This is a genomic window from Kribbella sp. NPDC050124 (genome assembly GCF_044460355.1).
GTDB lineage: Bacteria > Actinomycetota > Actinomycetes > Propionibacteriales > Kribbellaceae > Kribbella.
Genome location: NZ_JBITJU010000002.1, coordinates 192,833 through 217,613, shown reverse-complemented (window position 1 = coordinate 217,613; position 24,781 = coordinate 192,833). Strand labels below are relative to the sequence as shown.

The following is a 24,781-nucleotide window of genomic DNA, read 5'->3' as shown; positions in this document are numbered from 1 at the left end:
GGCCTACGGGCGTGGGCCCGGGAGGCCTTCTTCCTCGCCGGTCACGGTGCTGCCGGTCTGGGAGCCCTCCGGGCGGGAGCCGGCTGAGCTCGCCGGCTCGGACGACGGGTCCGGCGCCTCACCACCGACGACTCCGGTCGCCTCACTCTCGGCCGACGTACTCCCCTGGCTCGCCGCCTGCGGCGCGCCGTCGTCAGGAGCCGACTCGGCGGCCCGGCCCTCCGGCGTCTCGGCGGGCGGGCTCGCGGGGGTGTCGCCCGACTGGGAGTCGACGTAGCCGCCGACCTTCTGCTGGACGGTGTCGACCTTGTCCGCGTACTTCCCGCCGGTCTGCTTGTCGATCAGGTCGCCGGCCTTCTCCACGCCGGTCTTGATCTTGTCCGGGTTCTGCTTGACGACGTTCCGGAGCCAGTTCTTGGCCTGTTCCTGGAAATCGTTCATTGCACCCTCCGCGGTGTCAGGGGCGGATCGACCGAAAATCCCAGCCTACGGACCAGTCCAAACACCGGTCCTACTTCGGATAACACACCGTCACACCCGACCCGTCAACGCCCCTCGCCGTACGGCGGTCGCCCGGCCAGCGCCAGCCAGCGCCAGGCTGGTCGGTGTCGAGTGGCCGCCGTAGTCGGCAGGTCGCCCTTCGAACAGGACCGTGCCGCCGTGCCGGCCCGGCCCCGGACCCAGGTCGATCAACCAGTCGGCCTGCCGAATCACGTCCAGATTGTGCTCGACGACGACCACGGTGTGACCATGCTCGACCAGGCTGTCCAGCACCTCGAGCAGCGTGTCGATGTCATCCAGATGCAGGCCCGTCGTGGGCTCGTCGAGCACGTACGTCGTGGGCTCGCCGGCCTCCCGTAGTTCCTTGGCGATCTTTACGCGCTGGCACTCGCCACCCGACAGCGTGTTCAGCGACTGCCCCAGCCGCAGGTACCCGAGCCCGACGGCGGCGAGTTGCTGCAGCGCCCGCGAGATCCGTGCATCCGGCAGCTCCGTGATCGTCTCGTCGATCGTCAGCTCCTCCACGTCAGCGATCGAGTGCCCGTTCACCGTGTGCGCGAGGACCTCCGGCGTGAACCGCCGTCCCTGGCAGGTCTCGCAGACCACCTCCTGACCTTCCATGAACGCGAGGTCGGTGTAGAACACGCCGAGCCCCTTGCACTCCGGGCACGCGCCGTCGGAGTTGGCGCTGAACAACGCGGCGGGCACCTGGTTGAGGCGGGCAAACAGCCTCCGGATCGCCGGCGCGATACCGGTGTACGTGATCGGTGTCGAGCGGCGGTTGGCACTGACCGGCTTCTGGTCGATGACAATCGCCTGCTGCTGCTCGACCAGTTCCTGCGCCAGGCTCGACTTCCCCGAACCCGCGACACCGGTCAGCACGGTCATCACCCCGGTCGGGAAGCCCACGGTCACCTTCTGCAGGTTGTTGCGCTCGGCATCTGTCACGGTCAGCTTCCCGTTCTCCCGGCGATTCGTCACCTTCATCGCGCGTTGGCGGGCCAACGCTTTCCCGGTCGGTGTGCCGGATCCGCCGAGCTCGGCGAACGCCCCCTGGAACACGAGCCGCCCACCCTCGGCTCCCGCACCCGGCCCCACCTCGACGACCTGATCCGCATGGCGCATCACCGCCGGGTCGTGCTCCACCACTAGCACGGTGTTCCCACTGTCGCGCAGTTGCTCGAGCAACTTGACCATCGAGTCGACGTCAGTCGGATGCAGGCCGACGGTCGGCTCGTCGACGACGTACGTCATCTCGGTCAGGCTCGACCCGAGGTGCTTGACCGTCTTGATCCGCTGCGACTCGCCGCCGGACAACGTGGTCGTCGCCCGCGACAGGGCCAGGTACCCGAGGCCGATGGTGACCATCGCCTCCAACCGCGCCGTCAACGCTGCCACCACCGGTCCGACGATCCTTGTGTCGATCTGCCGTACGACGTCGAGCAGCTCGGTGATCTCCAGTCGGGCGAGTTGGCCGATGGTGTTGCCGTCGACCGTCGCCGTACGCGCGGCCTCGTTGAGGCGATCGCCCGCGCAGTCCGGGCAGGTCCCGGACTTCGTGAACTTGCGAATCGCGTCCTGCTTGCGCTCGGACAGGTTGTCAGCGGTGCGCAGGTAGATGCGTTCGAACCGCTCGACCACGCCCTCGTAGTCCTTGGGTGGCTTGTGTCCCAGGTCGGCCGCGGCCTGGCCGCCGTACAGGAGTGCTTCGAGTTCCGAAGCGGTCCAGTCCCGCAGTGGAGTGTCCACGTCGAACGTGCCGATGTCGGCGTACTGGGTGTACCAGTAGCCGCCGTTGCCGAAGCCGGGCAGCCGGATGGCGCCGCCGGCGAGTGACTTGTCGAGGTCCAGGAAGCGTTCGACGGCGCTGACCACGACCTCGCCGAGACCGTGGCAGGTCGGGCACATGCCGGTCGGGTCGTTGAACGAGAACCGGTTCGACTCCCCGACGTGTGGCTCACTCAGGCGGGAGAACAACAGCCGCAGGTACGTCCACGCGTCGGTGATCGTGCCGACCGTCGACCGCGCGTTGCCGCCGATCCGCCGCTGGTCGATCACGATCACCGGGGTCAGCCCGTCGATGTGCTCGACCTCCGGGCGGGCCCACTTCGGCAGCCGGTTGCGCGCGAACGGCGGGAACGTCTCGTTCAGCTGAAAGCCCGCTTCGGCGGCGATCGTGTCGAACACCAGCGACGACTTCCCCGACCCCGATCTGCCGACGAACACGACCAATTGATTACGCGGTACGACGAGATTGAGTCCATCGAGGTTGTTGGTCCGGGCTTGGCGAATGGTGATGTTCCGGTCAGCCATGGGTACGACATTATGCGCAGATGTGGCCGGATTCTGGCCGCAATTGGTGCCACCATGGTCGGCATGGCAGACGTGACCGCGCGCATGCTGGCCCTGTTGTCGACGTTGCAGTCCGGGCGGTCGTTCAGCGGGGACGAGTTGACTCGGCGCTTGACTGTCAGCCCGCGAACGCTGCGACGAGACGTCGACCGCCTCCGCAGCTACGGCTACCCCGTCGAAACCCAACCCGGCCCCGGCGGCTACTACCGCCTCGCCGCCGGCCGCACGATGCCACCCCTCGTCCTCGACGACGACGAAGCCGTCGCAACCCTCCTAGCCCTAGCCGCCCTCGCCGCAGCCGGCCCCTCCCCAACCACTCGACCTCCAGCCGCCCCACCCTCACCCGGTTCCTCTTCACCCGGCCCACCCCCACCCGGTTCTCCTGCACCCGGTTCTCCTGCAGCCAGCCCACCCCCACCCGGTCCTCTTGCAGCCGCCCCGCCAGCCGGTTCTCCTGCGGCCGGTTCTTCTTCAGGTGGTTCTTCGGGTGGTTCGCCTTCAGGTGAGCGGGGAATCGACGATGCGGCGTTGCGTGCCTACGGCAAGGTCGACCAGTTTCTCCCCGCCCACCTCCGCGGCCAGGTCGTCTCCGTCCGCTCCAGCCTCGAGACCAGCCCCCAACCGGCGCCGGCAGTCACCGCGGACCAACTCGGCACTATCGCCGAAGCCATCACTGCCGAGGAGACGATCTCGTTCGCATACGTCAACGCCCGCGGCGGACAGGCGATCCGCAGAGTCGAGCCCTACCGCCAGCTCCACTACATGCTGCGCTGGTACCTGCTCGCCTTCGACCTCGATCGCGACGACTGGCGAGTGTTCCGGCTCGATCGCATCACCGACGAGCGCCGTACCAACACCCGCTACACCCCGCGCCCACTACCCGCCGACTCCGCCACCGCCTACCTCCGCCAGGGCCTCAACAAGTCCAAGCAGAAGCTCACTCTCACCATCGACGCCCCCATCGACCCCGTGCTGGACGCCTTCAAATACCAAGACGCCGAAATCCACCCCCTGGACGCAAACCGCACCTCCGTCACCATCACCCTCGACACCTGGCAATGGCTCCTCCAGCCCCTCGCCTTCCTGGACGCAGACTTCCACCTCCCCCCGACCTCCCCCTTCACCCCCGCCTACCGCACCTTCGCCCACCGCCTCCTCGACGCCACCAACGCAGCAGTCACCTAGCCGGCCTATCGCCCGCCCAGACCTGCCCTCGCCACCGGCTTACTACCAGTGGGCCATCTCGCCCGCAGCGGTCCCATCACACCCGCAGCGGTCCCATCACACCCGCACCGGTCCCATCACACCCGCCCCCAGCCGAGCGGCCCCTCGAGCGCGTCGACCGGAACTACTGCCCGTCGAGGTGTTCCTTCGCGAGCTGGGGCGGCGCGAACACGAGCCACCCATCAAGAAGCGCTTCCCGAAGGACCGGCTCAGACACCTTGTCGAGCTCGATCAACACCGCCGGGTAATTGTCGAAGTGCGGAATCGTGAAGAACCCATCCCCCGCCCGCGCCGAAAGCACCGCTTCCTTCTCAGCGAGATCCTCTACCCGAACCGCGAGAATCGGCCCCTCCGGCGGAGTCTCATCCCCAAACCGCCGCAAATCCGCCTTACTGAACGGCCGCTCCCACGCGTACGCCTTCCCTGCGACCGCCCACGTCCGACTCCCATGCCGAGCCGTCTCCACAGTCTCCGGCAACCCCGCCACCACCCGCTCCACATCCTCGAAGCCAGCCATGCCCCCAACCTACGCGCCCCCCACTCCAGCCCTGCGGGGCCGGTCTGATGGTGTGGGGACCGGCCTAGGGGCGGTGGGGTCAGTCGGGCTCGATGCCGGAGGGGTCCAGGAGGGGCAGCTCCTCGTGGGAGGCGGAGAGTTCTTCTTTGACGATGGTCATGGCCAGGCCACCCGGATACCCCTTGCGGGCGAGCATGCCAAGAAGACGACGCATGGCCACCTGCCGATCCAACGAACGCATGGACTTGAGCTTCCGCCGTACCAGCGCCCGAGCCGTCTCCTCCTCCTGCTCCGGATCCAGCTCATCAAGCGCATCACGCGCCAACTGATCATCCACACCCCGGCGGCGAAGCTCCTGCGCCAGCGCCCGCTTCCCCAGCCCACGCCCCCGGTGCCGAGACTCAACCCAAGCATTCGCAAACGCCGCGTCATCGATCAACCCGACATCAGTGAACCGATCGAGCACCTCGTCAGCCACGTCATCCGGAATCTCCCGCTCAGCAAGCAATCCCGCCAACTCAGCCCGCGTACGCGGCTGCCCCGTCAGCTTGTCCAACAAAATCGTCCGAGCCACCGCATACGGATCCGACTCCCCATCCACCACCGGATCCGCAGGCCCCTCCGGCCCCTCCGCCGCACCCCGACCTCGCCGAGATCCCCCAAACCCCCGCTTCCGAACCTCACGCCGCTCCCCACCCGCACCGCCACCGCCAACCCCACTACGCGGGCTGGCATCACCACGTCCGCCAGCCCCACCATGTCCGCCGGACCGACCACCCTCGCTGGCGTCACGACGTCCGCCAGTCCGACCACCGCTCCCCGTCTCACCAACCCGGTCGCCTGCCTCACCACGCCCAGCGCCCCGAGACCGCCCAGCACCAACCCCGTCGCTGGATGAACGAGTCCGAGTCGTATCCCCAGCACTGCCGCGAGCCTCAGCTCCAGCGGTGTCGGGAGCCGCATCCCTGGCCCTGGTGACATCCTTCCCGTGAGCTCTGACAACGGCGCGTTCTGCAACTCCACCGTCGATTTGAGTCGGCTCATCCGCCGGAGCCTCGCGTGCAGGCGTAAGCACCTCGCCCGAGCCAGCCCCAGCTCCCGACCGCTGGACACGGTCAACAGGTACGTCGTCCGACTCCGCCCAGGGATCGGCGGGCGCTGCGGGAACTCGCCCGCTCCCCTTCACACCCGAGGCAGGCTCCTCGTCAGCCCCGAAAGCCCTTGCGGCCGCCCACCGTTCGTTGGCCTCCGCATCGCCTCTGCTGCCGGTACGGCTACCAGCACCACCCGACCCGGCCTCGTCATCCGCCGGATCACCCCAAGGATCCACAGCCCCAGCAACCCGCCGACCAGCACCGGTACGACGCTCGCCACGAGCTGACGCAGTCGACTCATCGCCCGCATCGTCTCCCCACGGATCCACCAGCGCGGCCGCCCGCTTGGCCCCGCCTGTACGACGGTCACCACTCGACTCGTCCGCGTTGTCGGCCCCATCACCCCAGGGATCTACCGAGCCCACAGCCCGTCCGGCCCCACCTGTACGACCGTCGCTGCTCGACTTGCCCGTGTTGTCGGCCGCGTCAGCCCACGGATCTACCGACCCCGCAGCTCGTCGACCTCGACCACCGCGACCAGCACGGTCTGAGTCGGTCGGCTGGAGGTCTTCAAGCTCGTCCCACGGATCCGAGGTGCCTGAGGTCGGCCGAATCCTGCCTACTCGGAGGCCGTTACGCCCCGAGCCCGCGGACTCCTCCGGCGAATTCTCGTCTGCCCACGGATCGGCGGCGTCCACAGCCCGCCCGATGCGGGCAGGGCCACGCCGGCGGGATGTCGAGGACGACGTGGTGTCGAGTACGGCGTCGGCTGCCGCGTTCCCTGGGTCGACGCGCGCGCGGTTGTTGCTTCTCTTGCGCCGGCCGCTCTGGCCGCGGAGTTCCCCGGAAGCGGTCGGTGTAGAGGCCGCTCGGCTCGCGCGGCTTGCCGCTTGGGGCTCTTCGGCGGTGACGTCTTCCGCTGACGGCTCGTCTGGGATGTCGTCTTCCGCCCATGGCTCGTTGGTGCGAGGGCGTCGCCTGATGCTGCCGACGGGGCGGCGGCGGTTCGAGGGCGATGGAGCTTTGGGTACGGCGTCGTCGCTCGCCGACTGTGGATCGACGGGGGTGTTGCGCTGTCGCCGCTGGTCCTGCGTGCTGCCGTCGCGGGTTGCGCCGGGGCCCTGGGCCAGGAGGGATCTGGCCAGGGCCAAGCGGTCGGCGTGCGGTAGGGACAGGGCCGCGGGGGCAGCGTCTTCGGCGGAGTGCCGAGAGTCGCTGCCACCCGCGGTGGGTCGATCAGAAGTCGACATCGACCTCGGCCGCGGCGGCGTCGTCGGCCGGCGAGTCCAGGGTCGGGCCGATGCCCATCTTCTCCTTGATCTTCTTCTCCAGCTCGTTGGCCAGGTCGGGGTTGTCGCGCAGGAAGTTCCGCGCGTTCTCCCGGCCCTGGCCGAGCTGGTCGCTCTCGTAGGTGAACCAGGCGCCGGCCTTGCGGACGAAGCCCTGCTCGACACCGAGGTCCAGCAGGCTGCCCTCACGGCTGATGCCCTGGCCGTAGATGATGTCGAACTCGGCCTGCTTGAACGGCGGGGCGACCTTGTTCTTCACGACCTTCACCCGGGTCCGGTTGCCGACCACGTCGCTGCCGTCCTTGAGCGACTCGATCCGGCGCACGTCCAGGCGCACCGACGCGTAGAACTTCAGCGCCCGGCCACCGGTCGTGGTCTCCGGCGAGCCGAACATGACGCCGATCTTCTCGCGCAGCTGGTTGATGAAGATCGCCGTCGTACCGGTGCCGTTGACGGCGCCGGTCATCTTCCGCAGCGCCTGGCTCATCAGCCGGGCCTGCAGACCGACGTGGCTGTCACCCATCTCGCCCTCGATCTCGGCCCGCGGCACCAGCGCGGCCACCGAGTCGATCACGACGATGTCGATCGCGCCGGAGCGGACCAGCATGTCGGCGATCTCCAGCGCCTGCTCACCGGAGTCGGGCTGCGAGACCAGCAGCGCGTCGGTGTCGACGCCCAGCTTCCGCGCGTACTCCGGGTCGAGCGCGTGCTCGGCGTCGATGAAGGCGGCGATACCGCCGGCCCGCTGGGCGTTGGCCACCGCATGCAGGGCGACCGTCGTCTTACCCGAGGACTCCGGACCGTAGATCTCCACCACCCGGCCACGCGGCAGGCCGCCGATGCCGAGCGCGATGTCGAGCGCGATCGACCCGGTCGGGATGATCTCGATGGGAGCCTTGCCCTGCTCCCCCAGCCGCATCACCGCGCCCTTGCCACACTGCCGCTCGATCTGCGTCAGCGCGGTCGCCAGCGCCTTCTCACGATCCGTCGCTGCGCGTTCCGCACTCGTTGCACCAGCCATGTGACCGCCACCTGACCCATCTACGTATCGGGGCCGCTGTCCCAGCCGCCCGAAGGATTTCGTTGTCGCCAGAGAAGGTACGGGTTACGTCGGACAGTTTTCGCCGCCACCGGAAATCTGTGGACAAACTCGGCCGCCAGCGCACCTTCAGGAGACCAAACTATCCCGAACACGTGTTCGAATCGCAACTGACACGCCGAAGTTGTCCCGGCAGCCGTCCTGGACCGCCGACTCCCTACCCTTGCGGCGTGGCAGACCGTCCAGACATCCCCGACTCCGCCGTCATTCTCGCGCTCAGCCGGGTCGAGTTCGGCATCGATTCGGTGCTCGACTCGCTCCGCACCCAGGACCCGTTCGGCATCCGCAGCGTCCTCACCGAGTACTCCGCCCAGGAGCAGCCCAACCTGGCCGAGAAGGGCCTGATCCTGGCGATCGACCGGCTGCTGAAGATGAGGGTCCCCGGGCACACCGAGTGGCCGACGCTGCCGCTGGCGGAGCGCTGCGACTGGTGGGTGGAGCGGCTCGGCGGGTTCGCCGCCGTCGTCGCGGGTCTTCCCCGGATCAGCGGAGCCGCCGCCGACCGCCTGCCGATCAAGGACACCCTCGGCGCCGCCGTACAGGCCATGGTGATCGGCGCAGTCTGCCGCGAGTACGGCGTCGAGGCGCATGCCGACCGTACGGCGGTCATCGCACGCGTACTCACCGACCGGCCGATCACACCGGACGACGTGCTCAAGTACGACGACCCCACCGCGGCCGGCCAGGACGTCGCCAAGCAACTGGGCTTCGGTGACGAGTCGGAGGAGGCTGGGCTGCGCAAGGGAGTCAGGCTGGTCTGGCGGATCAGCAAGCTGTTCGGCGGGCTGGGTGAGGTGTTCGAGGAGCGCCCGCGCGGCAGTCTCGGCGCCAGACTCCTCGGCAAGCTCCCTGCGGTCGGATTGGTCGGCGGCTTCTTCGACGAACGCACGGGCATCCGCAAGGCGGCGTACGAGGCTGCTGACCTGCTCATGACCGGCGCCTTCCGGACAAAGCCTGTCTGAGCACAGGGCAAGGCTGGGATGATCTCCGCATGACTGGGATCGTCATCGTGAGGGCGGACGAGAGCTGGCCGGCCCAGTACGAGAAGATTGCGCGCGCAGTGAGCGAGCTGCTCGGGGAAGCGGCACAGCGGATCGACCACATCGGGTCGACCTCCGTGCCTGGGCTGGCTGCGAAGGACGTCCTCGACATGCAGGTGACCGTCGGGACCGAGCCGGAGCTGGACGACGTGGTCGAGCGGATGGTGGCGGCCGACTGGGAGCTGCGTCCGCCCAGACGCGACCACCCGGTGCCCGGTCTGCCTGCCGAGGACGTGCAGTGGGTCAAGCGCCTACTGGTCGAGCCGATGTACCGCCGGCGGGTGAACCTGCACGTCCGGGTCGCGGGGCGAGCCAACCAACGCTATGCACTGCTGTTCCGCGACTACCTGCGCAACCATCCGGAGACTGCGGCGGCGTACGGCGAATTCAAACGACGGGCCGCGGCACTGCCGATCGAGTCGACCGCGGACTACGCCAACCTCAAGGACCCGGTCTGCGACCTGATCTATCTGCCTGCCGAGGAGTGGGCCGCCCGTACGGGCTGGACGCCCTGACCGACCGGCACCGGGACGCAGGGTGAGTGCAGTACTACAGCGTGGTCGTTGACCCTGTCCGGTCCAGCCAGCAGGCTGGATCGGGGGTGCGTCGTGGACGGTCCGACGTACGGGCGGGCGTCTCCTCCAAGGGGGCGTGGTTCTGGTGGGCGGAGTAGGACGGCTGGCGGCGTTGCCGTGCGGCAAGGTGTCCAAATGGATCGTCCTGGCGCTGTGGATCGTTGCCATCGCGGCGTCGTTCGGACCAGCGGGCAAGCTGACCGGTGCGCAGGAGAACGACGCTGTCTCCTGGCTGCCCGGCAAAGCCGAGTCCACCGAGGTGCTCAAGGCGACAGAGCAGTTTTCCTCGCCCGACGAGATCCCTGCAGTGCTCGTCTACGAACGGTCGTCCGGCATCACCCCTGCGGACCAGCAGGCGGTCGCACAGCACGTGAGGCAGTTCGCGGAGTTGCCCGACGTCGACCGTGAGGTGGTCGGACCGATCCCATCGGAGGACGGGAAGGCGCTGCAGGTACTCGTACCGATCAACGCCGGCTCCGGTGGCTGGGAGGTGATCGGCGAACGCGCAGACGACCTCAGGCGCGTCGCAGCCGACCGCCCCGAGGGCATGTCCTTCCACGTGACCGGTCCTGGCGGCTTCGCTGCCGACTCGCAGGAGGCGTTCGCAGGTATCGACGGCAAGCTCCTGTACTCCGCTGCCGCCGTAGTGATCGTCATCCTCCTGCTGACGTACCGCAGCCCAGTGCTCTGGCTGCTGCCACTGTTCTCGGCCGCAGCAGCCCTGTTCGCCGCGCAGGCGGTCGTCTATTACCTTGCAACCGAGGCAGACCTCACCGTCAACGCGCAGAGCGCCGGCATCCTGACAGTGCTCGTGTTCGGCGCAGGGACGGACTATGCACTCCTCCTGGTGGCCCGATATCGCGAAGAACTCAGGAGACACGAGGACCGGCACGAGGCGATGGCGTTCGCGCTGCACCGTTGCGGACCGGCAATCATCGCCTCTGGTTCGACTGTCGTGGCCGGCATGCTCTGTCTGCTCCTTGCCTCGATGAACTCGACGCGCGGCCTCGGACCGGTCGCAGCGGTCGGCATCGTCGTTGCTCTGGCCGCCATGCTGACCTTGCTCCCCGCACTACTCGTCATCTGCGGTCGCTGGGTGTTCTGGCCGCTCAAGCCGACGTACGGCTCTGCAGACCACACCGAGACGAGTGTGTGGGGCCGCATCGGCCGACGGATCGCCGTACGCCCGCGTCTGACGTGGGTCACCACCACGCTCGTACTGGCCGTCGCTTCACTCGGCATGCTGCGCCTGGACGCGGGCGGTCTGAGCAACGAGGAGTCCTTCGTCGGTACGCCGGAGTCAGTGGTCGGCGAGAAGGTCCTGGCCGCCCACTTCCCGGCCGGCGCGGGCAATCCACTCGTCGTGGTGAGCAACGCGGAGAGTGCGACAGAGGTCCGTACGGCGATGGAGTCGACGGAAGGTATTGCTGAGGTTGCGGAGCCCCGAGTGGCAGGCGGGCTGGCCTACCTCGAAGGCACGTTGACGGACGCGGCCGACACGCAGGCCGCGAAGGACACCGTGGACCGAGTCCGGGCGGCTGTCCACGCAGTGCCGGGAGCAGACGCGCTCGCCGGCGGCGGGACAGCGATCTTGCTGGACACCCAGCGAGCCGCGGACCGGGACAACAAGGTGATCATCCCCGTCGTACTGACGGTCGTCCTGCTGATCCTCATGCTCTTGCTGCGGTCGTTGCTCGCACCGGTGTTGCTCGTGGCGACTGTGGTGCTGTCCTTCGGCGCGGCGCTCGGCATCAGTGCGCTGGTGTTCGACCAGGTGCTCGGGTTCGGCGGCGCGGACGTGTCGTTGCCACTGTTCGTCTTCGTCTTCTTGGTTGCTCTGGGCATCGACTACAACATCTTCCTGATGACCCGGGTCCACGAGGAGTCCAAGACGCACGGCACCCGGCGCGGCGCGCTGATCGGCGTCGCCGCGACCGGTGGCGTGATCACCTCGGCCGGACTGGTGCTGGCCGGGACGTTCGCGGTGCTGGCCACGTTGCCGGTGGTGGCGTTCGCGGAGATCGGCATCGCGGTGGCGCTCGGTGTCCTGCTGGACACGATCGTCGTCCGCTCGGTGCTGGTGACCGCGCTCAACCTCGACATCGGCCGGCACCTGTGGTGGCCGAGCAAGCTGGCGAAGAAGCGCGACCCGGAGCCGAGCGACGACTTGACAGAGCCGGAACCGGAGCTGACGAGCACCTGAGGCTGGCACGCAGCGCTGACAGCCGGTCCGGCTGTCAGCGCTCGCTCGGTGGCAGCTGCAGGTGGGCCCAGACGGCCCGCCAGACGGTTTTGGCGTGCTCACCGTCGGCCAGGGCCTCGACGACCGTACGGCCTCCGAGCTCCCGAACGACCTGGGTCTCTGCCCAGGTCCGTGCATAGGCGGGACCGAGATGTTCGTCCATCCGCGCCCAGAACTCCGTCAGTCTCATGCCTGCCCGTCGTTGTCCTTCGGTGGCTGTCCCCAACCGCCCTGCGAGCCGTCCTGCGAGCCGTCCTGCGGTCCAGGCTGCCCCTGAGCCGGCGGTTGGCCTTGCTGCGGCGGGCCCCAACCGCCCTGCGGCTGTTGCCCCTGCTGACCGTAGCCCTGCGGCGGCTGGCCTGGTTGCTGTCCCCAGCCGCCCTGCTGAGGCGGTTGCCCCTGCGGACCCCACTGGCCCTGCCCAGGCTGACCCTGCTGCGGCTGAGGCTGTCCAGGGTACTGCGGCTGACCAGGCTGTCCCGGGTACGGCGCCTGACCCGGCTGACCGCCCTGGCCCGGCTGGCCTTGACCAGGCTGACCTTGGCCCGGCTGTCCGCCGTACGGGCCGGGTTGGCCGCCGTACTGACCGCCTGGACCGGACTGGGCGTAGCCCTGCTGCTGGCCATAGCCCGGCTGTCCCGGGTACTGCCCCGGCTGGCCGCCGTACTGGGGGCCCCACTGGCCCTGCTGCGGCTGGCCCGGGTACTGCCCGTACTGCCCGTAGCCCTGCTGCGCCTTGGCCTTGCGGCTGCGCAGCACGAAGAAGACAGCCGCGCCGACAACCAGCAACAGGAGCACGACGATGAGGATGATCGCCCACATCGGGAAGCTGCTGCCCGCCTCGGAGGTGAGCGACACGCTGCCGAGCTTGTCAAGGCTGTCGTACGTCGCAGTGCGGCCGTCGATCTTGGCGCCGTCGTCGTGCTCGAGGATCTTGCCGGGCATGGTGATCTTGAAGTCCACGGTCGGCTGGCTGCCGGACGGCACGTTGTTGCCCAGGTTGTCCGCCTTCACGGTCACGATGACCTTGTCGCCCTCCTTGCGGAAGCCGACGCCTTCCCCGCTCGAACTGCCCATCTTGTCGAAGGGCACGCTCTCGAACGTGCAGTTGGAACCGACGTACCGCTCGTCCTCGAAGGCCTTGCAGGTGACCCCGTCGGTGGTGGTCTCCTTGATCCCGTTCTCGATCTGCCCGCGGACCTTGTCGAGCGACTGGCCGCTGGACTCCAGCAGGTCCTTGTCGACCCCGATCTGCATGGTGCCCGAGACGGTCTCGTTCGAGTTGACCTTGAGGTCGGCATCGAGTTTCACGCACCCGGTCAACGCGACCAGGCAGGCCACGACGACGAGCGCTGCACGTACGCGGTTCATCATGCGGCCGATCATTCCAGAAGAAGGGGACAACGCCGTCACCGGACGTGAACTGCCTGGTCAGAGCCCGAAAACCGGAAACTGTCCCAGGGACCCGGCAAGATGGGCGGCGTGAAGAAGACCAGCGCGTTGAGCCGGTTCTCGCCCGCGACCCGGGCGTGGTTCGGCGACGTCTTCGAGGCGGCCACCCCGGCCCAGCTCGAGGCGTGGGACGCCATCACCGCGGGCCGGGATGCGCTGGTGGTCGCCCCGACGGGTTCGGGCAAGACGCTGGCCGCCTTCCTGTGGGCACTCGACCGGCTGGCCTCTGTGCCGGCGCCGGACGATCCGAAGCTGCGCTGCCGGGTGCTGTACGTGTCGCCGCTGAAGGCACTCGCGGTCGACGTGGAGCGCAACCTGCGGGCGCCGCTGATCGGGATCCGCGAGACCGCACGGCGGCTCGGCGAGGCGCCGGTCGACGTCGAGGTCGCGGTCAGGTCGGGCGATACCCCGGCCGGTGAACGACGGCGGTTCGCCAGCCGGCCGTCCGACGTACTGATCACCACTCCCGAGTCGCTCTTCCTGTTGCTGACGTCGCAGGGACGCGAAGCGCTGCGCGGCGTGGAGACCGTGATCGTGGACGAGGTGCACGCGGTCGCGGGGACCAAGCGTGGGGCGCACCTGTCACTCACGCTGGAGCGGCTGGACTCCTTGCTGCCCAAGCCGGCGCAGCGGATCGGGCTGTCGGCGACCGTTAGGCCGGTCGAGGAGGTCGCGCGCTTCCTCGGTGGCGAGCGGCCGGTGACCGTGGTGCAGCCGAAGTTCACCAAGCAGTGGGACCTGAGTGTCGTCGTTCCGGTCGAGGACATGGCCGAGCTGGCGAGCACCGAGATCGAGACCTCCGGATCGGCCGCCGGTCCGCCGCAGCATGCGTCGATCTGGCCGCATGTGGAGGAGCAGGTCTTCGACCTCATCGCACAGCACAAGTCCACGATCGTCTTCGCCAACTCGCGCCGGCTGGCCGAACGACTCACCGCCCGGCTGAACGAGATCGCCGCCGAGCGCGCGGAGCTGGAGCTTCCGGACGCAGGTTCGCCGGCGCAGCTGATGGCACAGTCGGGTGCATCGCTCGCGGCGCCGCCCTTGATCGCACGGGCCCACCACGGTTCGGTTAGCAAGGAGCAGCGGCTGCTGATCGAGGCGGACCTGAAGTCCGGGCGACTGCCGTGCGTGGTCGCGACGAGCAGCCTCGAGCTCGGTATCGACATGGGCGCCGTCGACCTCGTCGTACAGGTCGAGGCACCACCATCGGTCGCCAGCGGCCTGCAGCGGGTCGGCCGCGCCGGTCACCAAGTCGGCGCTGTGTCGCGTGGCGTGTTGTTCCCCAAGTTCCGTGGCGACCTGATCGACACGGCGGTGGTCGTGCAGCGCATGCGCGACGGGCTGATCGAGAGCCTCCACATCCCGGCCAACCCACTCGACGTACTCGCTCAGCAGATCGTGTCGATCGTCGCGCTGGACACGGTCGATGTGGATGAACTGTTCGCGCTGGTACGACGCTGTGCGCCGTTCGCGACGCTGCCGCGGTCGGCGTACGACGGGGTGCTCGACATGCTGTCGGGCCGCTACCCGTCGGACGAGTTCGCCGAGCTGCGGCCGCGGATCGTCTTCGACCGGGTGAGCGGGGAGATCTCCGGGCGGCCGGGTGCACAGCGGCTTGCGGTGACGAGCGGCGGCACGATCCCGGATCGCGGGTTGTTCGGTGTCTTCCTGGTCGGCGAGTCGACGAACCATCGCGTCGGTGAGCTGGACGAGGAGATGGTGTACGAGTCGCGGGTCGGCGACGTCTTCACACTGGGCGCGTCGAGCTGGCGGATCGAGGACATCACCCACGACCGCGTGCTCGTCTCCCCTGCGCCCGGTCAACCGGGGCGCTTGCCGTTCTGGAAGGGCGACGCGGTGGGGCGGCCGGCTGAGCTAGGTGCCGCGACGGGTGCTTTCGTGCGGAAGATGGCGTCGCTGCCGGCACCCAAGGCCGTCGAGCGAGCACGCGCCGCGGGACTGGACGAGTTCGCGGCCAACAACCTGGTGTCGTACCTGGCTGAGCAACGTGAGGCGACGAGCCGAGTGCCGGACGACGTGACCGTTCTGGTCGAGAGGTTCCGCGACGAGCTCGGCGACTGGCGAGTCTGCGTGCACTCGCCGTACGGCGGCCAAGTGCACGGACCGTGGGCGCTGGCGATCGCGGCGCGGCTGCGCGAGCGGTACGGGATGGACGCGCAGTCGGTGTCGGGTGACGACGGCATCGTGCTGCGGCTGCCGGAGACCGACGAGGCGCCGCCGGGTGCCGAGCTGGTGCTGTTCGACCCGGCCGAGATCGAGGACCTGATCACCGCGGAGGTCGGTGGATCGGCGCTGTTCGCCTCGCGGTTCCGGGAGTGTGCGGCGCGTGCGTTGCTGCTGCCGCGGCGGAATCCGGGGCGGCGGTCACCGTTGTGGCAGCAGCGGCAGCGGTCGGCGCAGCTGCTCAGTGTGGCCAGCAAGTACGGTTCGTTCCCGATCGTGCTCGAGACGTTGCGCGAGGTGCTGCAGGATGTCTACGACCTGCCGGCGCTCAAGGATCTGCTGACGGGCATCAGCGAGCGGCGGATCTCGGTGGTCGAGGTCGAGACGCCGGAGGCCTCGCCCTTCGCGAAGTCGCTGCTGTTCGGGTATGTCGGCGCCTTCATGTACGAGGGCGATACACCGCTCGCCGAGAAACGGGCGGCCGCTCTTGCGCTGGACCAGAGCCTGCTGGCGGAGCTGCTCGGCCGGACGGAGTTGCGTGAGCTTCTCGACGCCGAGGTCGTGCTGCGGACCGAGGCCGAGCTGCAGCGGCTCGCCGAGGATCGTCGCGCTCGTGATGCCGAGGGTTTGTTCGACGTACTACGGATGATTGGCCCGCTGTCGTTGTCCGAAGCGTCCCAGCGGTGTGTCGACGACGCCGATGCCGAGTCGTGGTTGACGGAGCTGGCGGCCGCTCGGCGAGTAGTCCGGGTGCGGATCGCCGGTGAGCGTCGGTGGGCTGTCGTCGAGGATGTGGCGCGGCTTCGCGACGCGCTCGGCGTACCTCTTCCGCCAGGAATCGCGGAAGCGCATGCCGAGCCGGTCGCCGATCCGCTCGGGGATCTCGTGTCGCGTTACGCGCGGACGCATGGGCCCTTCCGTGCGGTCGATCTCGCGACGCACCTGGGCATCGGCGTGGCGGTGGTCACGGATGCGCTGCGGCGGTTGGGTGCGGCTGGGCGGGTCGTCGAGGGCGAGTTCTTGCCGGGCGGCATCGCTTTGGAGTGGTGCGACAGCGAGGTTCTCCGGTTGCTGCGGCGCCGTTCGCTGGCCGCGCTGCGCAAGGAGGTCGAGCCTGTCGATCCGTCGGCGCTCGCGCGCTTCCTACCGGCCTGGCAAGGCATCACGAGCAGCCGCGGCCGCGGGTACGACGTGCTGCTCGGAGCGGTCGAGCAATTGGCCGGTTGTGCGGTGCCGGCGTCGGCGTTGGAGTCGATCGTGCTGCCGTCGCGGGTGCCCGGGTATCAGCCGTCGATGCTGGACGAGTTGACCGCGACTGGTGAGGTCGTGTGGGCGGGCTCGGGTTCGTTGCCGGGGACGGACGGCTGGGTGTCGCTGCATCTCGCCGACAACTGCGACCTGACGCTGCCCGATCCGGATCCGGCGTTCGAGATCGGTGAGACACATCAGGCTGTGCTCGACGCGTTGTCGGGCGGCGGTGCGTTCTTCTTCCGTCAGCTGAGCGATGTCGTCGGAGCCGCCGCCGGTGTCGTGGACGACGAGACCTTGGTCGGCGTGCTTTGGGATCTGGTCTGGGCGGGCCAGCTGACGAACGACACGCTCGCACCAGTTCGGTCACTCGTCGGGGGTGGCCGTGGGACTCATCGAGCTCGCCGTACGACGCCTCGCGCTCGACCCGGACGCCTACCGCGGCCGGGACGACCGGCGATGCCGGCGCGCAGCGGACCACCGACGGCGGGTGGGCGCTGGTCGTTGCTTCCGGCCCGGAATCCGGACGCGACCAGGCGAGCGCACGCGGCCGCCGAGACGCTGCTCGACCGGTACGGGATCGTCACGCGAGGGTCGGTGATCACCGAGCGGACGCCCGGTGGGTTTGCGGCTGTCTACAAGGTGCTGAGCGCTTTCGAGGAGTCCGGACGCTGTCGACGCGGATACTTCGTGGCTGGGTTGGGTGCGGCGCAGTTCGCGTTGCCTGGCGCGGTTGACCGGTTGCGGGCAATGGCCGAGTTGCCCGGGTCTGTTGGTTCGGCTCGCGGTCGGCGCGATGAGGAGCCAGCTGCGCGGGCCGTCGTACTCGCGGCTTCCGACCCGGCGAACCCGTACGGCGCCGCGCTGCCGTGGCCCGAGCGGGAGAACGCCGGCGGGCATCGGCCAGGCCGGAAGGCCGGAGCGCTCGTCATGCTGGTCGACGGACAACTGATCGTGTACGTCGAACGCGGCGGTCGGACCGTGCTCAGCTTCACCGAAGACCCGGACCTGCTGCAGCCTGCGGTCGATGCGCTCGCTCTGGCGATCAGGGACGGGCAGCTCGGCAAACTCAGCGTCGAGACGGCGGATGGTGAGCAGGTGCGGCATACGGCGTTCGGCGATGCGCTGGCGAAGGCGGGCTTCCACGCGACGCCGCGGGGATTGCGATTGCGAGCCTGAGCCATGCCTGAGGGCGACACCGTCTGGCGGGCTTGCAAGCGGCTCGACCAGGCTCTGCGCGGGCAGGAACTGGTCCGCACGGACTTCCGCGTGCCCGCCTTGGCCACGACTGACCTCAGTGGGCGTACGGTGCTCGAGGTCATTGCGCGCGGCAAGCATCTGCTGATGCGGTTGTCGGGTGGGGTGACCGTGCACAGCCACTTCCGGATGGACGGCAGCTGGCATCTGTACCGGCCCGGCGAGCGCTGGCGAGGCGGCCCGGACCACCAGGTGCGCGCGGTGCTGGAGACGTCGTCCTGGATCGCCGTCGGTTATCGCCTGCCGGTGCTTGAGTTGGTCGCGACGGATGACGAGGCGAGCGTGGTCGGTCATCTTGGGCCGGATCTGCTGTCGCCGGCGTTCGACCGCGAGCAGGCGATCGCCAACGTCCAGGCCGAGCCGGAGCGGACGATCAGCGAGGCCTTGCTCGATCAGCGCAAGCTCGCGGGCATCGGGAACTTCTACCGGACCGAGGTCTGCTTTCTGCTCGGCCTCCACCCCTGGCGCCCGGTCGCATCAGTCGACGTCGCCGCCGCGGTCGACCTGAGCCGCCGCCTGATGAAAGCCAACCTCCGCAACGGCACCCAGGTCAGCACCGGCATCGACCGCCCCGGCCAACGCAGCTGGGTCTTCGAGCGTGCCGGCAAAGCCTGCCGCCGCTGCGGCACGAAGATCGAGACCGCCTCCATCGGCACTCCCCCACGCGACAGAGTCAGCTATTGGTGCCCCACCTGCCAACCCGAGAGTCCCTGACCAGAGCCCAGGATCAGGTCGCCCGGGAAATGGCCTGTGGACAACCGCAGTGACCGGCCCGAACACGGATATCTTCTCCGATGCATCGAACATCTGTTCGAACGAGAGGAGAGGCTCATGTGTGACTCATGCGGCGGACAGACCGACGAGGAGATCTCGCGCCAGCTGGTGCGGAACATTCAGACCTTTGGCTGGACCATGCAGTTCGTCGAGGGGGACGGCGTACGCAACCCCGCGTTCGGCTACACGCTCGGTCTCAGCCTCTACGAGCACCCGGAGATCATCGTCTTCGACCAAGACCCGACCTGGATCTACTTCGGTCTGAAGCCGCTGGTCTGGGCCGTGCAGACCGGCGAGGAATTCGATGAGGGCGACGACCTCTCGGCGTACTTTCCGCCTCCGGAGCAGGCCGCGCTTCTCCGCTTTCCGGACTCGGCAACTCACTTGTTCACGGCGAACACCATGTTCCGCCGGCCCGGCGAAGGCCCCATTCCGGCCTTGCAGCTGTTCTGGCCGGCCCGAAACAGCCTTGTCCAAGCCGCGCTGACAACGCCGCCACGCGGGGACGCGGACCGATGACGGCCCGCAAGCACATCCAGACTGAGCCGGAATCTCGCGGGCATCCCGCACCGGGTCGGGCTGTTCGGTCAGGCGGCGGAGGCGACCTCGGGCTCGATGGTCGGGTGAGCCAGGACCAGGGCCTCTTCACGGGCCAAATCCTCGCTGACCTCGGCGAAGACGGTCGACAACGGGACGTCGAGGGCCATGCAGATCGCCGCGAGCAGCTCGCTGGAGGCTTCCTTCTGGCCGCGCTCGACCTCGGACAGGTAGCCCAGGCTCACCCGGGCATCGGCGGATACCTCGCGGAGGGTGCGCCCTTGGCGCAGCCGCTTACGCCGCAGGACGTCGCCCAGCAGGCCACGAACCAGCACCATGAGGTTTCTCCCTTCCGCCTGTCCGGTCGTCTCTACTCGCACGGTAGCTCGACCGTAGGAACCAACGGTACCCGTTGCTGGGTCACTACTCGTCGCAATGTCCAGCTTCGGTGCGCCGTGCCAGTCTGCCCTACCTGTCCCCATGCTGGTCTCAACACGCCGTTCAGTCGAGTTCTTCCGCCACCACAGCCACGGCCAGTTCCAGAACCGCTTGCACACTCCCCTTGCGGATGGCAGTCCGATCCCCGCTCAGCTCTAGCTTGCGCACTTCAACCGTGTCTGGTCCAGCGGCTGCGACATAAACAGTGCCGGCCTCCACCCCCGCCTGCGGGTCCGGGCCGGCCACACCGGTCGTGGCGAGCCCGTAGGTCGCGCCCAGCCGCTCCCGCACGCCCGTAGCCAGTGCTCCGGCTGTGTCCGGGTGGACTGGCCCGACAGCGGCGAGGAGGTCGTCAGGAACGCCCGCAAGCTTGGCCTTCAGGTCAGTGGCGTACACGATCACGCCACCGCGGTACACAGCCGACACACCGGGTATGTCGGTCAGCGCCGCACCCACCATCCCGCCAGTCAGCGACTCCGCCGTGGCGACAGTCTCCCCGCGGCTTTTGAGCAGCCCAACCAAGCGGTCCAGAACCGACTCGAGCCCATCCGACACCCACACACCTCCGAAAGCAGATTCCCCATGCTCACCACCGACGACGGCACCCGACAACCGCCTGCCCGCTCCCACGGCTCCCCGACATACCCGCTGCCCCGTCCAGCCTCGCTCGGTTTACGGGAGGGGGCGTTTGGCGGCGGCTCGGAGGCGCAGGGCCCGGCCGACGTAGTCGAGTCCGGTGACGATGGTCACGAGGACGGCGGCGCCCATGAAGGCGACTGCAGTCCAGTGCAGGACTGCCACGTCCTGCCAAGGCAGGAGGTAGAGGCCGAGCGCGATCGCCTGCAGGACGGTCTTCAGTTTGCCGCCGCGACTCGCCGGCATCACGCCGTGCCTGATCACCCAGAACCGCAGCGCGGTCACACCCCACTCGCGGACCATCACGACCACGGTCACCCACCACGGCAGCTCGCCGAGAATCGACAGACCGATGAACGCGGCTCCGGTCAGGGCCTTGTCGGCGATCGGGTCGGCGATCTTGCCGAAGTTGGTGACCATGTTCCACCGGCGCGCGATGTCGCCGTCGAACCGGTCGGTGACGATCGCGACCACGAACGCGGCGGTGGCAAGCAGCCGGTTGCCGTCGTCGGTACCGCCGTCGCGCAGCAGCAACCAGACGAACAGCGGGACCAGGATCAGCCGCAGGACCGTGAGCGCGTTGGCCACATTCCACGCGCTGGGCGCGCTGAGTGGACCGGCTGCGCGCGGCACCGGGTTCGACGGCGGGTTGGTCACGCGGTCAGGTTAGCTGCCGGACGGCCGTCCCGGGGGTTCACGAGTGCCGCGAACTCCGCGATCAGGTCAACCCCGTCGCTTCCGACCACCTTCGCCGTGACAAGATCACCAACTCGCACGCCATCCGGAAGGCCAGTCACCGACGTCGACCCGTCCACCTCAGGCCCCTGATGAGCCGCCCGGCCCTCACCGGCACGCCCCTCAGAGGCGCGGTCGGAGACGTTCGCCACGGCGGTCGATTCGGCGTCGACGGACTCGACGATGACCTCGACGAGTTCGCCGATGCGGGATTCTGCACGGGCCGACGTGAGGTCTTCGGCGAGGCGGGTGACGCGGTCGAGGCGAGCGGCGATGGTGTCCTCGTCGAGCTTACCGTCGTACGTCTCGGCCTCGGTGCCGTCCTCGTCCGAGTAGCCGAACACGCCGATCGCGTCGAGGCCGGCGCGGGAAAGGAAGTCGCAGAGGATGTCGACGTCGTCCTCGGTCTCGCCCGGGAAGCCGACGATCACGTTGCTGCGAATGCCCGCGGACGGTGCGGCCGCGCGGACCTGGGCGATGAGCTCCAGGAAACGCTCCGCGTCACCGAAGCGGCGCATGCGGCGCAGCAGCGGACCCGAGGCGTGCTGGAAGGAGAGATCGAAGTACGGGACGACGCCGGGCGTAGAGGTCATGGCAGTGACCAGCGTCGGGCGCATCTCGGCGGGCTGCAGGTACGAGACCCGCACCCGGGTTATGCCGGGCACCTCGGCGATCTCGCCGACCAAGGTCTCGAGCAGCCGCAGATCGCCGAGGTCCTTGCCGTACGAGGTGGAGTTCTCGGAGACGAGGAAGAGTTCGCGTACGCCGTTCTCCGCGAGCCAGTGGGCTTCGCCGAGTACCTCGGTCGGCCGCCGCGAGACGAACGCGCCGCGGAACATCGGGATCGCGCAGAACGCGCACCGCCGGTCGCACCCCGACGCCAGCTTCAACGGCGCCATCGGTCCACCATCGAGCCGCCGCCGCATCACGCGAGGCCCGCTCGCCGGCGCAGCCTCGAGGTCCGGTGCCTCGATCTTCAACTCAAGCCCGCGCTCGGCCGCGTCCGATCCGAGGTCCGCCGAGCGCTCACGCCCCGCCGACGACGGACCGCCTAGCACTCGCGCAGCCGCCGCAACATTCGCACCGGCCGGCGCTACACCTGGCGTACCGGTGGGCGCTGCGCCTGGCGTACCGCTGGGCGCTGCACCTGGCGTGCCAGCAGATGCTGCGCCTGCCGTGGCGGCGGATGCTGCGCCCGGCGAGGCGGCGGGGGCCGCGGGCTGGGTGGCGGGGGTTGTGCGGCCCTTGAGGGATTGGGGGATGTGGTCGCCGTGGCCCGGGATGGCTACCTCGGTCGCTGATGCGCGGGCGGCGGGGGCCAGTGGGAGGAGTTTGCGGCGGTCACGAGGTACGTGGGCCTGGTGCTTGGTGCCGGACAGGATCGAGCGGAGGCGGTCCGAGATGTCGGCGTAGTCGTCGAAGCTGAGGACTGCGTCGGTTTCGGGGAGGGCCTCGGCGAGTTGTTCGCCGTACCGCTCGGCGAGGCAGCCGACCGCGACGACGGCCTGGGTGCGGCCGCCCTCCTTGTAGTCGGCAGCGGCGAGGAGGGTGTCGACCGAGTCCTTCTTGGCGGCTTCGACGAAACCGCAGGTGTTCACCACCACGGTGTCCGCTTCGGCGGCGTCCTCGACCAGCTGGAATCCGCCGGCTTCGAGCCGGCCGGCCAGTTCCTCGGAGTCGACATCGTTGCGGGCACAGCCCAGCGTGACCAGGGCGACGGTGGTGGGAGGCGTAGTCATCAGCACGAGTATGACGCGCCGTGCACCCCCCGACCTAACTCACCACCACATCTCCCCCGCCCGCACGAACCCGGCTGACGGTGGCACCGCCGCCAACCCGCAGCCCAACGGCCTCGGTCCGCCCCAGGCTGCCCCAGCCGATGAAGGCGGTGGGGCGAGGCCCCACTCAGCAGTCGAAACGGTGAAGCGGCGGGCGGGGCTCCGCGGAGCGGCGGAGGCGCCGACGCGGGGCGCTCGCCACTCGCGATGGACGCGTCGGGGGCGCCGGTCATTGGCGGCGGGGCGGGGGCGCTGCTCGGTGGCGGGACGGGGGAGCCGCTCGGCGGTTGGAGCGAGCGCGCCCCTCGGCGGTGGTGGCGGGTGGGTGGTCAGTCGGGTTTGGTGAGGGTGCCGTTGGGGTGGGCTACGAAGCGGTAGAGCGTTGTGGAGTGGGTGTGGCCGTTGACGGTGATGGAGAGGTTGGCGGGGACGCCGACTGAGACGCGGACGTCGCCGGTGGTGGTGACGGTCTGGGAGGTGCCGGGGCCGAGGAGGCCCTGGAAGAGGCGTTTGCCCTTCTTGTCCCGGACGGTGACGTAGGAGCCGTCGCCCTTCGCGGTGAGCGTGAGCTTGGTCTTGGTGGGGACCGGTGCCTTGGTCGGCTTGCGCTTGGTGGGTTTGACGGTCGGCGTCGGGGTCGCCTTCGGGGTCGCGGTGGTGACGGCCGGGGTCGAGGTGGCGGTCTTAGAGGCGTTCGCCTCGACGTCGCTGGGCACGGTGAACAGCCGGACCATGCCCCAGCCCATCAGGCCGATCAGGATCGCGCCGACCACGACCGCCCAGCGCGGGCGGGCCGGGTGCAGGGTCGGGCCCTTGACGGCGGCGCGTTCCTCGCGGCGGGACTTGTCCTCTTCGACCGCGTGCTCGTCGTCGAAGGTCGCCAGCAGTGGCGCCGGGTCGGCCTTGACCACGCGGGCGATCGCGCGGATATGGCCGCGCGCGTAGAAATTCCCGCCGCAGCGGGAGAAATCGTCGGCCTCCATGGCGACGAGCAAACCCGTTCTGATCCGCGTTGCGGCGCTCAGCTGCTCGATCGTCATGTCGGCCCGTTCGCGGGCCGCCGTGAGCTCGCTGCCGATGCTCACGTCCCCACCGTCCTCTCCATCGCCCGACTGTTCAGCGGACCGTCGACTCCGAAACGCCGACAGCTGGACCGCCGACACCAAGTCAACGGCCTTCCTACGACGGGGTCACGGACGAGTCAGAGTTGTTCCCTGACCGGACACCTGGCATCCGCCAGCATGTGCAGTGCCTGTACCACGTCCCCGTCCGACGGCCGAGCCGTCAACCCGAACGGTACCGCGAGTGACGAGCCGGTCAACCGCCGGTTCGCATCGGTTGTCTTGCGAGTCGAACTCGGCATCGCGCCCAGGATCGGGCCCGGATCCTGCAGGTGGACGGCGATCCGGCCGTCGTCCAGCGGGTGCCGGCGCTTCAGCACGGTCACCTCCTCGATGTCCTCCCATCGGGTTCCGATCCACTCGTTGTGGATGCGCAGGCGGATGCCGACGTCGTCGGCCACGAGCATGTCGCCGACCGTCAGCGCTCGCGCGCAGACCAGGGCCAGTACGGCGAACGCGGCGGCCGCGATCCAGCGCAGTACACCGGTCGGGCTGCTGGACGCGGAGGTGGCGAAGCCGATCGCGACCAGGAGGGCGCCGAGGGCGATCCCGCCGTGCACCTTCTGGGAGGCGCGGACGGTGAACGGCACCGGCTCCGGGTCGAGGTCGAAGCGTTCCTGCCTGGGCAGCGCACTGGCAGCAGTCATGGTCACATCCCTCGCCCAACACAACCCGGCCGCTGCGCGAC

General features: G+C 68.9%; 21 protein-coding genes and 1 pseudogene. 8 read left to right on the top strand and 14 right to left on the bottom strand.

From position 1 onward, the window contains the following. Positions 1-3: 3 nt before the first annotated feature. The gene (locus ACIBL3_RS07900) at positions 4-441 is read right to left on the bottom strand and encodes an Rv0909 family putative TA system antitoxin (protein ID WP_396352502.1); all 438 of its coding nucleotides are present in this window, start codon (positions 439-441) and stop codon (positions 4-6) included. A 90-nt stretch (positions 442-531) separates the two neighbouring features. After that, complete coding sequence (locus ACIBL3_RS07895; protein ID WP_396352501.1) at positions 532-2,814, bottom strand: ATP-binding cassette domain-containing protein; 2,283 nt, start codon at positions 2,812-2,814, stop codon at positions 532-534. A gap of 12 nt (positions 2,815-2,826) precedes the next feature. Here ACIBL3_RS07895 and ACIBL3_RS07890 point away from each other — a divergent pair. Next, a pseudogene (locus tag ACIBL3_RS07890) lies at positions 2,827-3,045 on the top strand (helix-turn-helix transcriptional regulator); the annotation flags it as partial. Between the two features lie 336 nt (positions 3,046-3,381). Beyond that, entirely contained in the window at positions 3,382-4,038 is a 657-nt protein-coding gene (locus ACIBL3_RS07885) for a helix-turn-helix transcriptional regulator (RefSeq protein ID WP_396352865.1), read from the top strand. A gap of 163 nt (positions 4,039-4,201) precedes the next feature. On the opposite strand, the gene ACIBL3_RS07880 is transcribed toward ACIBL3_RS07885, so the two are convergent. From ACIBL3_RS07880 to recA, 4 genes are all read right to left on the bottom strand, one after another. After that, positions 4,202-4,594: an MmcQ/YjbR family DNA-binding protein gene (locus tag ACIBL3_RS07880; RefSeq protein WP_396352500.1), complete on the bottom strand. Its 393-nt coding sequence runs from the start codon at positions 4,592-4,594 to the stop codon at positions 4,202-4,204. A 79-nt stretch (positions 4,595-4,673) separates the two neighbouring features. Continuing rightward, positions 4,674-5,195: a regulatory protein RecX gene (locus ACIBL3_RS07875; protein WP_396352499.1), complete on the bottom strand. Its 522-nt coding sequence runs from the start codon at positions 5,193-5,195 to the stop codon at positions 4,674-4,676. Positions 5,196-5,776: 581 nt separating this feature from the next. Next, positions 5,777-5,989, bottom strand: a complete 213-nt coding sequence (locus ACIBL3_RS07870; protein WP_396352498.1) for a hypothetical protein — start codon at positions 5,987-5,989, stop codon at positions 5,777-5,779. A 935-nt stretch (positions 5,990-6,924) separates the two neighbouring features. Further along, positions 6,925-7,998 (bottom strand): recombinase RecA, encoded by a 1,074-nt coding sequence (gene recA / locus ACIBL3_RS07865; protein WP_396352497.1) that lies wholly within the window; start codon positions 7,996-7,998, stop codon positions 6,925-6,927. Between the two features lie 248 nt (positions 7,999-8,246). Between recA and ACIBL3_RS07860 the strand changes: the two genes are divergently transcribed. The 3 genes from ACIBL3_RS07860 (at position 8,247) to ACIBL3_RS07850 (ending at position 11,894) form a co-directional block, all read left to right on the top strand. After that, positions 8,247-9,038: a hypothetical protein gene (locus ACIBL3_RS07860; protein ID WP_396352496.1), complete on the top strand. Its 792-nt coding sequence runs from the start codon at positions 8,247-8,249 to the stop codon at positions 9,036-9,038. A gap of 29 nt (positions 9,039-9,067) precedes the next feature. Beyond that, positions 9,068-9,631, top strand: coding sequence for a GrpB family protein (locus tag ACIBL3_RS07855; protein WP_396352495.1), 564 nt, complete (start codon positions 9,068-9,070; stop codon positions 9,629-9,631). Between the two features lie 145 nt (positions 9,632-9,776). Further along, positions 9,777-11,894: an MMPL family transporter gene (locus tag ACIBL3_RS07850; protein ID WP_396352494.1), complete on the top strand. Its 2,118-nt coding sequence runs from the start codon at positions 9,777-9,779 to the stop codon at positions 11,892-11,894. A 34-nt stretch (positions 11,895-11,928) separates the two neighbouring features. Here ACIBL3_RS07850 and ACIBL3_RS07845 read toward each other — a convergent pair whose 3' ends face one another. Together ACIBL3_RS07845 and ACIBL3_RS07840 are read right to left on the bottom strand one after the other, a co-directional pair. Then, entirely contained in the window at positions 11,929-12,123 is a 195-nt protein-coding gene (locus tag ACIBL3_RS07845) for a DUF3046 domain-containing protein (protein WP_360522364.1), read from the bottom strand. Beyond that, entirely contained in the window at positions 12,120-13,307 is a 1,188-nt protein-coding gene (locus ACIBL3_RS07840) for an LppM family (lipo)protein (protein ID WP_396352493.1), read from the bottom strand. Before ACIBL3_RS07840 ends, ACIBL3_RS07845 begins: the two co-directional genes overlap by 4 nt. 99 nt (positions 13,308-13,406) lie before the next feature. On the opposite strand from ACIBL3_RS07840, the gene ACIBL3_RS07835 reads away from it, so the two are divergent. The 3 genes from ACIBL3_RS07835 to ACIBL3_RS07825 are packed head-to-tail and all read left to right on the top strand — an operon-like array spanning position 13,407 to position 19,367. After that, entirely contained in the window at positions 13,407-17,996 is a 4,590-nt protein-coding gene (locus ACIBL3_RS07835) for an ATP-dependent helicase (protein WP_396352492.1), read from the top strand. 3 nt (positions 17,997-17,999) lie between these two features. Beyond that, positions 18,000-18,788, top strand: a complete 789-nt coding sequence (locus tag ACIBL3_RS07830) for an Fpg/Nei family DNA glycosylase (RefSeq protein ID WP_396352491.1) — start codon at positions 18,000-18,002, stop codon at positions 18,786-18,788. A 36-nt stretch (positions 18,789-18,824) separates the two neighbouring features. Then, the gene (locus tag ACIBL3_RS07825; protein WP_396352490.1) at positions 18,825-19,367 is read left to right on the top strand and encodes a DUF4262 domain-containing protein; all 543 of its coding nucleotides are present in this window, start codon (positions 18,825-18,827) and stop codon (positions 19,365-19,367) included. A 68-nt stretch (positions 19,368-19,435) separates the two neighbouring features. Here the strand turns inward: ACIBL3_RS07825 and ACIBL3_RS07820 are convergent, their stop codons facing one another. The 6 genes from ACIBL3_RS07820 to ACIBL3_RS07795 form a co-directional block, all read right to left on the bottom strand. Beyond that, entirely contained in the window at positions 19,436-19,723 is a 288-nt protein-coding gene (locus tag ACIBL3_RS07820) for a helix-turn-helix transcriptional regulator (protein ID WP_360522379.1), read from the bottom strand. Between the two features lie 163 nt (positions 19,724-19,886). Continuing rightward, positions 19,887-20,378 carry a CinA family protein gene (locus tag ACIBL3_RS07815; protein ID WP_396352489.1) on the bottom strand — a complete coding sequence of 164 codons (492 nt, stop codon included), beginning with the start codon at positions 20,376-20,378 and terminating at the stop codon, positions 19,887-19,889. A gap of 117 nt (positions 20,379-20,495) precedes the next feature. After that, positions 20,496-21,116, bottom strand: a complete 621-nt coding sequence (gene pgsA / locus ACIBL3_RS07810) for a CDP-diacylglycerol--glycerol-3-phosphate 3-phosphatidyltransferase (RefSeq protein ID WP_396352488.1) — start codon at positions 21,114-21,116, stop codon at positions 20,496-20,498. Then, the gene (locus ACIBL3_RS07805; protein WP_396352487.1) at positions 21,113-22,933 is read right to left on the bottom strand and encodes a MiaB/RimO family radical SAM methylthiotransferase; all 1,821 of its coding nucleotides are present in this window, start codon (positions 22,931-22,933) and stop codon (positions 21,113-21,115) included. Before ACIBL3_RS07805 ends, pgsA begins: the two co-directional genes overlap by 4 nt. A gap of 368 nt (positions 22,934-23,301) precedes the next feature. Continuing rightward, positions 23,302-24,057 (bottom strand): helix-turn-helix domain-containing protein, encoded by a 756-nt coding sequence (locus ACIBL3_RS07800; protein ID WP_396352486.1) that lies wholly within the window; start codon positions 24,055-24,057, stop codon positions 23,302-23,304. 116 nt (positions 24,058-24,173) lie between these two features. Then, positions 24,174-24,740: a hypothetical protein gene (locus ACIBL3_RS07795; protein WP_396352485.1), complete on the bottom strand. Its 567-nt coding sequence runs from the start codon at positions 24,738-24,740 to the stop codon at positions 24,174-24,176. Between the last annotated feature and the right edge of the window lie 41 nt (positions 24,741-24,781).